This is a genomic window from Neptuniibacter sp. (genome assembly GCF_024231755.1).
GTDB lineage: Bacteria > Pseudomonadota > Gammaproteobacteria > Pseudomonadales > Balneatricaceae > Neptuniibacter.
This window is the reverse complement of record NZ_JAAEQH010000243.1, coordinates 1-13391: the sequence shown is the minus strand read 5'-3', so window position 1 is coordinate 13391 and position 13391 is coordinate 1. Positions and strand designations below refer to the sequence as shown.

Annotated in this window: 16 protein-coding genes; 2 read left to right on the top strand and 14 right to left on the bottom strand. The window is 44.7% G+C overall.

Annotation, left to right across the window (positions count from 1 at the left end):
• Positions 1–1322 (top strand): ATP-binding protein (locus GY843_RS13085; RefSeq protein WP_297310348.1); only part of this gene is annotated, 1322 nt, incomplete at its 5' end.
• A gap of 57 nt (positions 1323–1379) precedes the next feature.
• On the opposite strand, the gene GY843_RS13080 is transcribed toward GY843_RS13085, so the two are convergent.
• The 6 genes from GY843_RS13080 to GY843_RS13055 all read right to left on the bottom strand — a co-directional run bounded on the left by GY843_RS13080 (position 1380) and on the right by GY843_RS13055 (position 5328).
• A complete protein-coding gene (locus tag GY843_RS13080) occupies positions 1380–1775 on the bottom strand; it encodes a hypothetical protein (protein ID WP_297310346.1) in 396 nt (131 codons plus the stop codon).
• A gap of 434 nt (positions 1776–2209) precedes the next feature.
• Positions 2210–2512 carry a hypothetical protein gene (locus tag GY843_RS13075; protein ID WP_297310344.1) on the bottom strand — a complete coding sequence of 101 codons (303 nt, stop codon included), beginning with the start codon at positions 2510–2512 and terminating at the stop codon, positions 2210–2212.
• A gap of 353 nt (positions 2513–2865) precedes the next feature.
• Positions 2866–3279 carry a hypothetical protein gene (locus GY843_RS13070; protein WP_297310342.1) on the bottom strand — a complete coding sequence of 138 codons (414 nt, stop codon included), beginning with the start codon at positions 3277–3279 and terminating at the stop codon, positions 2866–2868.
• 103 nt (positions 3280–3382) lie between these two features.
• Entirely contained in the window at positions 3383–3730 is a 348-nt protein-coding gene (locus GY843_RS13065; RefSeq protein ID WP_297310340.1) for a hypothetical protein, read from the bottom strand.
• 70 nt (positions 3731–3800) lie between these two features.
• Positions 3801–4385 (bottom strand): hypothetical protein, encoded by a 585-nt coding sequence (locus GY843_RS13060; RefSeq protein ID WP_297310338.1) that lies wholly within the window; start codon positions 4383–4385, stop codon positions 3801–3803.
• 190 nt (positions 4386–4575) lie between these two features.
• The gene (locus tag GY843_RS13055) at positions 4576–5328 is read right to left on the bottom strand and encodes a helix-turn-helix transcriptional regulator (RefSeq protein WP_297310336.1); all 753 of its coding nucleotides are present in this window, start codon (positions 5326–5328) and stop codon (positions 4576–4578) included.
• Positions 5329–5499: 171 nt separating this feature from the next.
• Between GY843_RS13055 and GY843_RS13050 the strand changes: the two genes are divergently transcribed.
• Positions 5500–6474 (top strand): DMT family transporter, encoded by a 975-nt coding sequence (locus GY843_RS13050; protein WP_297310334.1) that lies wholly within the window; start codon positions 5500–5502, stop codon positions 6472–6474.
• Between the two features lie 44 nt (positions 6475–6518).
• Here the strand turns inward: GY843_RS13050 and GY843_RS13045 are convergent, their stop codons facing one another.
• From GY843_RS13045 to dmpG, 8 genes are all read right to left on the bottom strand, one after another.
• Positions 6519–7154, bottom strand: a complete 636-nt coding sequence (locus GY843_RS13045; RefSeq protein ID WP_297310332.1) for a sugar phosphate nucleotidyltransferase — start codon at positions 7152–7154, stop codon at positions 6519–6521.
• 100 nt (positions 7155–7254) lie between these two features.
• Positions 7255–8472 (bottom strand): multidrug effflux MFS transporter, encoded by a 1218-nt coding sequence (locus tag GY843_RS13040; RefSeq protein WP_297310330.1) that lies wholly within the window; start codon positions 8470–8472, stop codon positions 7255–7257.
• Positions 8473–8495: 23 nt separating this feature from the next.
• Positions 8496–10298 (bottom strand): methyl-accepting chemotaxis protein, encoded by a 1803-nt coding sequence (locus GY843_RS13035; RefSeq protein ID WP_297310328.1) that lies wholly within the window; start codon positions 10296–10298, stop codon positions 8496–8498.
• Positions 10299–10437: 139 nt separating this feature from the next.
• Positions 10438–11367 (bottom strand): flavin reductase, encoded by a 930-nt coding sequence (locus tag GY843_RS13030; RefSeq protein ID WP_297310326.1) that lies wholly within the window; start codon positions 11365–11367, stop codon positions 10438–10440.
• Between the two features lie 30 nt (positions 11368–11397).
• Positions 11398–11589 (bottom strand): 2-hydroxymuconate tautomerase, encoded by a 192-nt coding sequence (locus tag GY843_RS13025; protein WP_297310324.1) that lies wholly within the window; start codon positions 11587–11589, stop codon positions 11398–11400.
• 30 nt (positions 11590–11619) lie between these two features.
• Complete coding sequence (locus GY843_RS13020) at positions 11620–11811, bottom strand: 2-hydroxymuconate tautomerase (protein WP_297310321.1); 192 nt, start codon at positions 11809–11811, stop codon at positions 11620–11622.
• A gap of 30 nt (positions 11812–11841) precedes the next feature.
• The gene (dmpH, locus tag GY843_RS13015; RefSeq protein ID WP_297310319.1) at positions 11842–12648 is read right to left on the bottom strand and encodes a 2-oxo-3-hexenedioate decarboxylase; all 807 of its coding nucleotides are present in this window, start codon (positions 12646–12648) and stop codon (positions 11842–11844) included.
• Positions 12648–13391: 4-hydroxy-2-oxovalerate aldolase (gene dmpG, locus GY843_RS13010; RefSeq protein WP_297310317.1), on the bottom strand; the 744-nt coding region annotated here is incomplete at its 5' end. The genes dmpG and dmpH, both read right to left, overlap by 1 nt.

Sequence of the window (13391 nt, the reverse complement as noted above, 5' to 3'; positions counted from 1 at the left end):
TATCGATACTGAACAACATTCTCGACTACTCAAAAATCGAGTCTGGTCAGTTAGCACAGGAGCAGAAACCGTTCCTGATACAGGAGGTTTTGGATGAGATCTACAACCTGTTCCTGCCGGTAGCGCAGGAAAAGTCACTGCAGATTGTTCCCGCTATCGACCGATCCCTACCAAACGTGATGGGTGATAAACAGGTCCTCAACCAGATCCTGATCAACCTATTCTCTAACGCACTCAAATTTACCCACGAAGGGTATATTCGACTCTGTGCAGAGAAAATCAAAAATGACTCTCAGGGAATAACGCTGCGCTTCAGTATCGAAGATACCGGCATCGGGATAGCAGAATCGGCACAAGATAAAATCTTCCAACACTTTACTCAGGCGGACAGTTCTATCACGCGTCGCTATGGTGGAACGGGTCTTGGCTTAGCTATCACTAAACAGATTATCGAACATCTTGGAGGACAGGTCGTCTGCCAGAGTGAAGAAGGCAAAGGCACCACATTCTGGTTTGAACTCACTTACCCTGTAGCTACTGAGCTACCCGACCAGGCTGAAACAAAACAGTTTGCCGCCAAGAATCAGTCTCTGGATATTCTTCTGGTCGAAGACACTCCGATCAACCAGGCCGTCACCAAAGGCTTGCTGGAGAGTGATGGGCACGTTGTATCGATTGCAGACGACGGCTTCACCGCCCTCTCCATGCATAATGATCATGACTACGATCTGATTCTAATGGATATCCACCTGCCGGATATGGATGGGGTCGAGACCACCCGTAGAATCAGGCAACACCCTAAAGCCGAGAAAGCTCAGATCAAAGTAATAGCCCTGACCGCCTCTGTGGCACAACATGAGGTGGATAACTACCTGAAAGCGGGAATGGATGGAGTTCTGGCCAAACCCATTCAATATGACGAATTACAGAAAATCCTTCAACAGCAAGGTTCCCAGACAGATATGACCACAGATAGCTCAGACGACATGCTGGATATAACGCTTCTTAAACAGCACCAATCAATGCTTGGCGAAGAGAGCCTTCAAGAACTTTTGAAGCAGTTTAAACTACAGGCCGACAGTCTGTTATCTGACTTGGAAAAACATATGCAGGAACAGGATTTCAACAGTCTGACTCACAAAGCCCATACGCTGGCTGGTGCATCGGCCAACTTTGGCTTCAAATCACTGCAGCAACTTAGCAAGCAACTGGAAAATGATGCTCAACAGCCTAATGGGAAAGATATTGCAGGACAGATAGAAGAGCTAAACAAAGTACATCAGATTAGTAATGAAAAGCTGGAACAGACCTTTTCTCTATAGTGTAAAACTCTAGATCTGATCTGACAGTACATGTCCGCTGTGGACACTTTGCAGACATTAACGATTTAGATTTTTGTTCGCCTGTTTATTTCTATTGGTCCATTGAATGACGATGGGTGTAAGAAGATGATTTACAGCATCAAAGAATCTAACTGTTTTATTGTCCGTACAATACGTTTTCAAATCTGAATAAAAAGTACTGTTTTTATAATATATGTGGAAATCATTACTTTTGGTTACGATGTGTCCAAAAGAAGTCACATAGCCAGCAGCCCAAGAGCGATATAAGTATTTATTATCACTGTTCAAACTTGCTAAATACTTTTTGCATGTGTGATTACCAAGGCCAATTACAGCCATCACAGACTCATTCTCATAACTCAAACTTTCGCTAGTAAAGCCGTGAGAAGATGCCATTAAAAGAAAAGAGAATACAAAACTCTTAATCCGCATTATTCATTTCCATTGATGTTACTGCTAGTGACACGAAGCATTCATTACAGACGCTCTATGTTGTTAAGCCCTCCCATTAGTATTGCACGTCACTTCATGCCAGAAAAATTGTAATCCCAATCAGCACCATGAATACACCAAGATTAACTAGGGCTTTAGTTCGGTATCTACACCCTACTTCAGTAAGCCCATTGTGAATCCAAATAGCATTTGTGAAATTAAAAGATATATATCGGTTACGGCTTGCAACTTCCTTATTTGTATGGGAAAGCGCCTTAGCCAAAAAGTAGATAGCCCTTATAAACACGAAGCTCCCGAACACAATGCTTATAGATAAGCTGATTGCAACTAGGCTGTTTCCGATGATTTCCATATAGGCCCAACATTACTTATTCGAAGGGTTAAAGTCTTCTACCGACACATTTGTGACATTACTATCCCACAAACAGCAGAATAGCTCCTAGGGCGATGCTTCCATAGCCAAAAATTAAGTACCAGTCTTTATCTCGATCTAGAACCTGCTGAGAATAAATAAACACTTCATCCTTACATCGACCTACAAGCACCAAACGCATACCAATAAAGATAAGGATTAAAGATGGATAAACATCCAGATACCAGTCATAGCTTGCATCATCTGCTGTCGCAAAACGGAACAATAATGCTCCAAAAGCCATTAAATCTAATAAGTAACCTAATACATATACCATTACAGGAACACTTAATCCTTGTGCCAACTATGTAGAGCAGTTAAAGAGCATGAAGTCATTTTCCGACACAAAGTAGCCATGGGCTTCACGCAGGCTCTAATAATCCACTATTTACACAATACAGAAAGAAAAGGATCGGAACTGATATGTACTGTATAGCTTTCCCTAAAGAAGGATAATCAAACTTAAAAGACCACAAATTGATAAGAAACTTTAACCAGAACGCTAACCCCTTAAAGCAGAAAAACATCGAAGCCAACAGGCCCACAATCAAGGAAGCCTGTACAAACAATACTGTCTCCATTTCAATATCATTCCTTGTTTAGAAGCACGCTCTAAGTCTACTGCTGACACTTTGCGGACTTAATCTTCTCTGAAAATCAATCTGCACAAAGCGCTTGTTCAAACTGATAATATTTCTCTTTGCTACCCACAAAAGCCACTAAGTAATCATAGTCATCCATCTTGTAAACGGAAACTAGCGTGCCAGCATGCTCTTTGAGCATAAAGTTAGAGTCACAGCTGCTTTGAATGGACTTAGGCACTTGAAAAGAAGTGTATGCATCCGCTATTTTTTCAGGATTGGTCGAAGGAAAAATCATAACTTTTCCATAACATGACGACTGCTGACACGAACGATCAAAAGAAATACTTATAGCATCCCTGTCATAAACCTCGTAGGGATTATAAAACTCTCCACCTTTAAAGGTAATGAATTTACCAAACAGGCTAATTCCTTCGGCCATGGAAGGGTTACTCAATATAAGAAGAAACACCATCACCAGATTTTTCATTAAACCGTTTTAACCATTCCTTGATATTGATTATCTCAGAGCCAAAGTAACCACTGTAGTCACTTTCCGACACAAACCAGTCGTTCTATGCGCCTAAAGCCCCCTAACCTGTTTTGGTGATCTCATCAAAGTGTTTGAAGAATAATAAGGCCCAGGTAATTAAAGTAATTACATAAGGCACTAAGAAACTGTCACTAAAGACCAGTGATGAGAAAATAAATAGCGAGCCTACTGCAATACAGATTATATTTATTTTTGCCATTGGCTTGTTGATAACTAGCTTAACTACACCCCCAGTAGAAATAGGAAAGAATAGCGCTATAAAACCAAACAACACACCCCCAATATTGAGCGCAAACAATGAACCCAACAAGATGGTGGAACCTAGCACAAGCAAGCCAGCAAGTGGAATAGTATTGATATATTCATGATAGTTGTCGTTAAAACTCATAATGAACAAATCCATGTTGCATTAGCTTTGAGTATCTTGCCGCCTACCGACACTTTGCGGAAATCTATAGTTATTGCCTTTTCTTAACTTCAATTATTGCTTCATCTAAGGCTGACTCAATAACATCTAATACATCATTGTCTGATGGAGTACCCCAAACTTGATCCATTCCTCCACCAGAGAAGAAAGCACCGTTGTAGCTACCGGTGAGTAGCACCTCAATGTTAGTTTCAGTGTGATACTTATCGAATAGCCTTAATATAATTTCATTAGCTATCATTTCTGCTGATCCCGAGGCCGGATAAATATCTTGATAGAACTCCTTATTTACTCCGGGAGTTATCTTAATCCATTTAACGTCAAGACTGTCTAGAACAATCACCCCTCTGTTATCTTGTAAAAATAACCTTTGGCCTAGATAGAGTTCTATATGAGAAAGGAAGTTCTCTGGAAGCTGAGAATCACCTAATGTCATGACAGTTTCGCCATGCAATAGATCCAGCCGCGTTGTCTTTAACTGATCATTTCTGTTATCAGTCAAAGTAACAATTTCTGGGTTGTAATTGTTATTTATAGGATGTTTAAGAGGTGCAGAACCACAACCAGTTAATAGCAGTATAAGAAGAGAAGCAAAGTGCTTTATCATGAAATTCAATTGGGCTTCCTATGCCATAGTTCAAATAGATCCATTAGATTCGGATCGCAAATATCTCCTACAACAGCCTCAGATGCAAGTGGCTCTATCGTCCGCTTCTGGTACTTTTGAGACGTTTTGATCCAGATCTAATATGACAACAGCTGTCAGCTTTAATCCAGACTTCTTCATCCAAAGCTGACTGGAAAACTTAAACAAATCTTACCAGCTCAGATTTTCGGTTAATCTTTAGCTTACCGAACGCTCTTTTTTTGTAAGTAATCACCGTTGATTCGGACAGTTCCAGCTCAATTCCAATCGATTTTGCAGTATGCCCCTGCAGGATCATATTGCAGATCTGGGCTTCCCGTTCAGAAAGCCCCGATATCAACAGTGATTTAATAACTCCGCGTTTCTGGCGTTCATCCCGAAAGTGCTTTAACAGCAAAGAGCCGATCAGCGTACTTGCCTGCTTCAGATCCTCGTACTGATTCTCTGCAAAACCATCTTCCTGCTTGCTGTAGAAATTAACGTAGAAAAGGTGCTGACTTTCACGGTCAATGACTACAAAAGCAAACTTCGCATCGAATTTGGGAACATTAAAAAAGCGGCGTCGATAGACCGGAGGAAGCGTTCGTTTCTCAAGCAGCCGGCTTGGTGCGCTATCCGGTGCAGCTAATACTGAATCCTTCAGCTCCTGGAGCATGGGATCATCCAGATAAGCCCCTTCCAGATATAGTGATGCTAGCTCCAAGCCCAAGTCGGGTTGATTAACATTATGTGCTAAACGACAGCTGGCATAATCACCATTCGGAGAGAACTCAAACACCATATATTGATCGATAGGTGCGAGTTTCTTCATCATCTGAAAAAAGCGTGGATAGAACTCGCCACCGCCCAACTTATCTATACAGCCAGCTATCTGTTCTGTCAGCTCCTGCCAGAAGTGTTTTTCTAGAGGCATGCTCTTCTCACATCAGTATTTTATTGAGCAGTATAGCGTTTAGTTTGCTTGTTTTTGTCCCCATTTTATGGGGACAAGGCTATTCTGTATATCTCATTAGAATTGCACGCTGGGCGTGCTGTTTACACACGCTGTTCACTACCAGTAATAGCATTAACTTAGGAGTTCTGAGTGTCTACAAAAGATGTGGTTGATCGTTCTGCAATTATCTTACTGCTGGTTCTCTGCGTTCTTTGGGGTCTGCAGCAAGTAGCGATCAAAGTCACTCTGGATTCTGTGTCCCCTATCATGCAAGCAGCACTTCGTTCTATCGGGGCCGTACTGTTGCTTTGTGTCTGGATGCGTTGGAAAAACATCCCCATTTTCCAGAGGGATGGAGCTGAATGGTGGGGGATTGTTGCGGGTCTGTTATTCACCGCTGAGTTTGCCCTTCTTTACTGGTCGCTTGAATTTACTACGGCATCCCGAGCTATCGTATTTCTCTACCTATCTCCCTTTGTGGTTGCATTAGGGATGCACCTGCTAGTGCCCAGTGAGCGCTTAAAACTGCTACAAGTGATCGGCTTATGCTGTGCTTTTACAGGCATAGTTATCGCTTTTATGGATGAAGGCAGTAGCAGTGAATTTGGCTGGATCGGTGATCTGATGGCAATTGGTGCAGCTATCTTATGGGGCTCGATGACCGTTGTGGTTAAAGCTTCACCTCAACGTTTATTACGCGCAGAGAAGGTCTTGTTCTATCAATTGGGTGTTTCCGCTCTTCTGCTACCCTTCTGCTCCATACTCAACGGTGAACCAGGCATCATCGAGCTAAACCAACTCGCTGTTTTATCACTGCTGTTCCAGGCGGTAATCATTGCGTTTATCTCCTATGTAGCATGGTACTGGCTGATCCATCACTACCCAGCATCAAAGATCACCCCTTTCGGGTTTATCACACCTCTGTTCGGTGTGTTGTTCGGTTTCCTACTGTTGAACGAGCCTATTTCAGCCTCCTTTATTATCGCTCTAGCCTTGGTTGCTGGAGGAATCTTTCTGGTAAATAAACCCGCTAAAAAGGAAAAGGGGCTAAAAGAAAAAGAACTAAAGGAAAAAGAGCTAAAGGAAGAAGAATCTAAGGAGAGCAGTAATATTACTGCTCAATAGCACGGCAATGCTTCAGGAATACACAGGCTAACTACTCTCTTAGGTCAAGCCCTATCGTATAACTCTCCACAAGCCAACCCTTGATGAATCGCAGGGGCTAAGAGAGAAATTAAAGGGAACTGGGCAAAATCAGGCGCGTAGCGGTCAATTAAATATGGGTCAATCATACCTATCCCTGAGAATGTAACTTCATCACCAGTAAAGGTTTCATCAAAGGTAAAAGACAATCCCCCACCTTTCGACAAACTAAAGTACTCTTTGGCGTGATGAGCCGCCTTAGGTACAAAAACTAAACGAGCTAGCTTGTTATCAGGAACACCTTTGCAAACTAGCTCGGAAAACTCCAAATCGGTAGATATAGCAATATCTACCAGGAGGAAAGGCTCTTCACCCAATAGATCGCGCGCCTGAAGTAAGCGACCACCATTCTCAAGCGGCTCCGATTCGATAGAGAAGGAGCAAACCAAGCTTTCGAATGACATTGCCGAAACAGCGTTGATAACCTGATTGGAAGAGTTATTAACCGCGATAATCGCTTCAGAACAACCTGCCTGTTCAATTCTGCGAAGCGTTCGCTCAAGCAAAATACTTTCGCTGACCTCTAATTCAGATTTAGGCAAATCCAAGGTTAACGGCTTCATGTTTTCGCTGCTATCAGCTGCCAACACCAGTGCTTTCATACTAATTCATCTCCAATTGAGCTGCCTAAATTGGCTATCAAGCCCTGAATCAGGTGCTTGTTTTTGTACGTTTTTAATGAGGGGTCGTTATACAGACCAACTAATTCTGCTCAATGGCACGACATCGATGGCGGAAAGCCCAGAAAGTAATCGCTCCTGAACTGGCGCCTAACACAGCAAATCCCATAATCACGGGTATTACCGTGTTATCAAACGCCTGCCCCACTATCAGGCCTAGCCCTACCGCAACAAAGGTAGACACCGCTCCGACCACACTGGAAGCGAGACCAGCAACATGACCAAAAGGCTCCATTGCCAACGCATTAAGGTTGCCAAACTGAATCCCCATCGCAAACAGCACCAGACTGAAGTAGATCATCATGCTCCAGAACGGCGGATTCAGATCCAGATACAGGGCGAACCACCAGGCAATAACTGAAGAGACAACGGTTAGGAGTTGTGCTCCAAGCAGCAATGAACGCATACCCAACCACAGCACCAGCTTTGCATTAAGCAGTGAAGCCGCACCGATTCCCGCGGCTAGTAGCGCAAAATAAACCGGGAACATCGCCCCCTGCTGATAAAGGTCCTGCATGATCTGTTGTACCGAGTTCAAGAAGCCAAGAAATGCACCAAAGGTAAGGCCTAACCCCAACACGAACCCCCGCGAAGCCTGGTGTGCCAATAGCTCTTTCATACTGTTCCAGATAACCACAGGACGCATTGGCGTTCGCCTATCAAGCGGAAGTGTTTCTGGTAAACGAAAGGCAAACCAGATCAAAGCGATAAGGCCAACAACAAGCAAAAGAATAAAAATCTCCTGCCAACCGGCAAACATCAAAACCACTTGTCCGATCAGTGGTGCTACTACAGGGGAGAGAATAAACAGGGTCATAATAAACGACATCACCCGCGCCATCTGGGCCCCTTTATACTGATCCCGCACAATCGCCAAAGTAACAATACGTGGCCCTGCTGCTCCCAATCCCTGTAGGAATCGACCAAGTAACATGCCTTGCATATCTTCAGCGAACAAGCAGACAAAAGAGCCGACAATAAAGATGGAAAACCCCAGGTAGACCGAAGGCTTCCGCCCCCAGGCATCAGACAATGGTCCGTACACCAGTTGACCTGCAGCAACCCCAAAGAAAACCCCGGTAATTACCAATTGAATATCATTGGGGTTACTGACACCCAGATCACTTCCTATCAAGGCCAATGCAGGTAGTACCGCATCTATCGATAACGCGACAAAACACATAATCAGCGCCATCAGAGACACAAACTCGATAAATCCGGGGGCAGTTGATCTATTCACAAAAACTCCTGCTTAAAATTCAGTTACTGAGTGGGCTGGTCTAATAACAGTTCCGGCGAGAAACCCGCGCAGAAGTTGCCCCAGAACTTTCCGTTCACATACAGCGGGATAGACAGTGAATTGAGGATCTCACCGGTATCACGGATCACTGTCAGCAAAAGGAAAGGCGAAGTCTGGTTGGCCCGGCGTTGTTCAACACGGTTGGCGTTGTAGATTCGACGATGACGACTCAGGGCATTATCCACTTCAAAGTTACCTGTAATCGGTTTAGATATTTTGCTGTTATGCGCCGGACAATAGCCGTTGCGGTCAAATGCACAGGCGATGGCAAACTCAGGAAACTGATTTATAAACTGGTCATACAATGGCTGGATTTTATGTTCGAACTGCTGGGTATAAGCAACGTTATATTTTTCTGGCTGCTGATCAGGGTTCTCTCGGGAGTACTGGGTATCGAACAGATTAACCCCTGCGTTATTCATCTCTTCCAGAGCATCCTGAATTTTATTTGCCCCATCTTTTGCCCGCCCCAAAATCGTTTCAAAACCACCAAAGCCAATACTGAAGCGTGATAACAACTCCTGCATCTCCTCGGTACAGTTTTCCAGTTCCAGAGAATGCTTAGTGGACACCTCCATCTCCGATTTAATATCCACAGAGATATCGGTGATTTCGGTAACATGCTGATGGGTGTTGTTATTTGTGTATGACAGCTCTTCAATAGCTGCGCTGATATTATTCATCTGACCACTGACCTCTTCGAAATCAACGATCATTGTTTTGAACTTGTCACTAACCTGAGTGATAAATTGATCGGTTTCCGAGACGTACTGCATGATATTGGACGCCCCAGACTTAGTATTACCCACCAGCGAAACCATCTGTTTGATATTGCTATCAATCTCCTGAGTTGCCTCACTAACTTTCTGTGACAGAGTACGTACCTCATCAGCTACAACCGAGAAGCCCCTTCCTGCCTCACCCGCACGCGCAGCTTCAATCGAAGCATTGAGAGCGAGAAGATTGGTTTGATCGGAGAAGTCCTGAACCAGTGTGAGAACCTTGATGATGTTTTCCGAGTTTTCCGATAGTTTCTGTACCACGCTTAGGAAGTCATTAACCTGACTTTCAATTGAACGCATCTGCTCCTGCACATGAGACATCTCCTCCCCTGCAGTTCGGATCTCCACGAGATTACGGTCATTCCTGTTAGCAATGTCAGTTGTATTACCTGCTATACCCTCTATCGCCTGAGTCGCCTCCTGACTGGCCTGGAACACCTTCTGCGCTTGTTCTTCCTGTGATTGAGCTGAGCTTTTGGCATCATGGATCACTTTCTGCAGCTGGCTGGCACTTAATGCCACTTTGACACTACGCTGCCGGGTATCCGCTATCATCTGCTTCAGGTTATTGGAGAAGCTGTTGTAGCTTTCAGCCATCGTAGAAATTTCATCGCAGGTGTAGGTCGGCAGATTGGCGGATATATCTCCCTCTTTATGCTCTACGTCATTGAGCACCTCGGTCATATGCTTAATCGGCGCCAGGAAAAGGTGGCGCATAAAGAAGATACTGAACAGGGCTGAGCCCAGACAAAAGCTCAGAGCAGCTACAGAGCCGTAATAAAGCTGATTAGAAAGATCGTTGATATGGCTATCAACCTGATTACCAGAAGCATGCATTAGCTGGGTTTCTGAAAGACCCAGATATAACCAAAAGGCAGCAGCAACCAAAATAAAATTTGGCACCACTAGAAACAGAACATTACCGACTATTTTTTTAGTTAAAGTGTTAAAAAAAGTCTTTTCGATATTTTTATAAATATTCAACTTAATCACCCGTAACATAAAAAAAGACAATAGAAAGCCCGGCCCAATGCTCAGCATCGAACTGAAATTCTCAAAATTTATAGGGAGGAAGCCCCTTAATGTGCAGGAAAGGGGCTGTCCAGGAGCGGATTAACTAGCGTTAATCCAGAGCTAAAATAGACCGTAAGCTATCTTTAAGAAGGCTAGCCTGATCTTCAGGCAGAGCAGCCAAGGCATTGGCTTCGTGCACTTTAGCAATATTAAGAAGCTGTGAAGCCAGCACAGTTCCCTTTGCAGAAAGTGCTACCGCGTTGTCATTTACAAACTCCAGTGTGCCTTTATCAGCCATCCACTCAGCGGTTTCCCGTAACGCACCTTCCGGCTGCATTACCAGTGGAGCCAGATCAGAAAGATTCATCTGGGCGTTATCAGACAGAATAGCAACAACACGCCACTCTTCAGGTGTGACACCGCACTCCTGCTGCATCTTAGGATACAATTCCTGGCTGTGACGGTTATAAGTTTCTCGCAAAAGATAGAGTAGATAATCACTGATAAACTCACTGGCACCGTTGGTAGCCGTTGGTTTAACCATAGCCGGGTGAGAAGCGGAAACAGCATAACTACCACGGGAGAAAACCAATGGTTGATGGATATCCTTGTAGCGATAATCAACCACTTCACCTACCAGAATCAGGTGATCACCACCCTCATATACAGCCCAGGATTTACACTCAAACTGAGCAGCATAATCGTCTAATACCGGACTGCCACCGATTCCATCGTGGTATTCAATACCACTGAATTTATCTTCACCACGACTAGCAAAGCGGTTTGATATATCCACCTGATCACGACTCAGAACATTCACCGCAAAATGCTCGGTATTTCTGAATGTATCCAGGCTATAAGCCCCTTTATCGATACTCCACAGAATCAATGGCGGATCGATAGAAACAGAGTTAAAGCTACTGGCAGTTACACCAATAGGTTCACCCTTTTCATCTCTGGTCGTAATAACTGTTACACCGGTTGGAAACTGACCTAAAGCCCGGCGAAAATCTTTTACATCAAACGCACTATTACCCATCTTAAGCACCCTTATCTTTATTATTATTTCTTAACGTCCCAGTTTGTCTGCAGACTGGCCACCAATACCGAAATGCGGCTTAGGGATCTCATTAATTAATACGCGAACGTTACCTTCCGGTGCATCCAGCGACTCCATGATGGCGTCGGTTACTTTGCGGATCAGCTTTGCTTTCTGCTCCGGAGTACGACCTTCCATCATCTGAATATTTGCGATTGGCATTTTTTCTACCTTCTATTCTTTATCAGAAGCTCAACGCCCCTGTTTATCCGCGGATAGGCCACCAATACCAAACTCAGATTTTGGGATCTCATTAATGATCACGGTGACGTTTTGCTCAGGAGCATCAATCGCCTCCATCACAGCATCCGTTACTTTACGAATCATCTTTTCTTTCTGATCCGCAGTTCGACCTGACATCATATTCACCTGAACAATTGGCATTGGCTTACCCTCTTCCCACACTCTAGTGGTTTATACGAACTTACCGCTAACGGTTCCCAGATCCTGATAACGGACACAGAAGCTGTCGCCTTTGTTTACCTGAACTGCTGCAGTGATCGCACCAATCATGATGAAAGTGCCCGCAGGGATCTCTTCACCACGCTCGCCCAGCATGTTTGCCAGCATCGCTACAGAAGAAGCAGGATGTCCTAGTACTGCAGCACCAGCACCCAGTTGAACCACTTCACCGTTCACTTCCATCACCACACCCAGATTTTTCAGGTCCAGATCTGCAGGATCAGCCATGGTGCCGCCTGCGATGAAACGAGTAGATGAGGAGTTATCTGCGATTACGCTCTTAAGATCGAATTTGAAGTCTTTGTAACGTGAATCAATAACTTCAACAGCGGGCATAACAAAGTCAGTGGCACGCAGCACATCGCCGATATGTACGCCAGGACCTTTCAGCGGTGCTTTAGTAACAAATGCCAGCTCTGCTTCGATCTTAGGATGGATCAGCTCATCATGTTTGATCTCACCACCGTCAGGTACAGAGAAGTAATCAGCCAGAAAGCCGTAACATGGATGCTCTACACCCATCTGAGCCATTTTTGCCCAGGAGGTCAGGCCCATCTTCATGCCCACAATTTTGTTTCCACGCGCTTCTTTACGACGGCGGATCTCCCACTGAATGTCGAAGGCATCCTTGTAGGTCATCTGTGGGTAATCATCAGTGATCTTGGTAATTTCGTACGCCTGAAGCTCTGCGTTTTCACAGTGCTCAGCCAACTTTTCAATCTCAGCTTGAGTCAGTTTATTTTCGTATGCTTCAGCCATTAGATTAATCCTCGGTCTTTCGCCATGGTCAATGCCAGGTCTTCAATCATGTCTTCTTGTCCACCAACAGTGCCACGGCGGCCTAGCTCTACCAGAATGTCACGCGCCTGAATGCCGTATTTCGCTTCAGCACGCTGCGCAAACAATAGGAAGGAGCTGTAAACACCTGCGTAACCCAAAGTCAGGGCATCGCGGTCTACACGGATCGGCTGATCCATCAGTGGTACAACCACGTCTTCTGCCACATCCATGATCTTGTAAAGATCGATGCCGTGATTGGCTTCCATTCGCTCAAGAACCGCGACAAATACTTCCAGAGGAGTATTACCAGCGCCTGCACCCAGACCTGCAACGGAGCCATCGATGCGCACAGCACCAGCGTCAACGGCTGCTAGTGAGTTAGCGATCGCCATGCCCATGTTGTGGTGACCGTGGAAACCGATCTCAGTATTCGGATTCAGTTCTGCACGCAGCAGGCCGATCTTTTCTGTCACTTCGTCTGGAAGCATGTAACCAGCAGAGTCGGTGCAGTAGATGCAGTTAGCGCCGTAGCTTTCCATCAGCTTGGCCTGCTCCAGAATTTTCTCTGCAGAAACCATATGCGCCATCATCAGGAAGCCAACCGTATCCATCTCCATCTTCGCAGCCATACCGATATGCTGTTCAGATACGTCCGCTTCGGTACAGTGAGTGGCAACACGAATCGTGCTTACACCACAATCGTTTGCCATTTTCAGATGATC

Bases quoted from the DNA above. Each gene is read 5' to 3' on its own strand.
- GY843_RS13070 (WP_297310342.1), bottom strand. From the start codon at position 3,279: ATGAAAAATCTGGTGATGGTGTTTCTTCTTATATTGAGTAACCCTTCC.
- dmpH (WP_297310319.1), bottom strand. From the start codon at position 12,648: ATGGCTGAAGCATACGAAAATAAACTGACTCAAGCTGAGATTGAAAAG.
- GY843_RS13055 (WP_297310336.1), bottom strand. From the start codon at position 5,328: ATGCCTCTAGAAAAACACTTCTGGCAGGAGCTGACAGAACAGATAGCT.
- GY843_RS13080 (WP_297310346.1), bottom strand. From the start codon at position 1,775: ATGCGGATTAAGAGTTTTGTATTCTCTTTTCTTTTAATGGCATCTTCT.
- GY843_RS13020 (WP_297310321.1), bottom strand. From the start codon at position 11,811: ATGCCAATTGTTCAGGTGAATATGATGTCAGGTCGAACTGCGGATCAG.
- GY843_RS13025 (WP_297310324.1), bottom strand. From the start codon at position 11,589: ATGCCAATCGCAAATATTCAGATGATGGAAGGTCGTACTCCGGAGCAG.
- GY843_RS13030 (WP_297310326.1), bottom strand. From the start codon at position 11,367: ATGGGTAATAGTGCGTTTGATGTAAAAGATTTTCGCCGGGCTTTAGGT.
- GY843_RS13065 (WP_297310340.1), bottom strand. From the start codon at position 3,730: ATGAGTTTTAACGACAACTATCATGAATATATCAATACTATTCCACTT.
- GY843_RS13045 (WP_297310332.1), bottom strand. From the start codon at position 7,154: ATGAAAGCACTGGTGTTGGCAGCTGATAGCAGCGAAAACATGAAGCCG.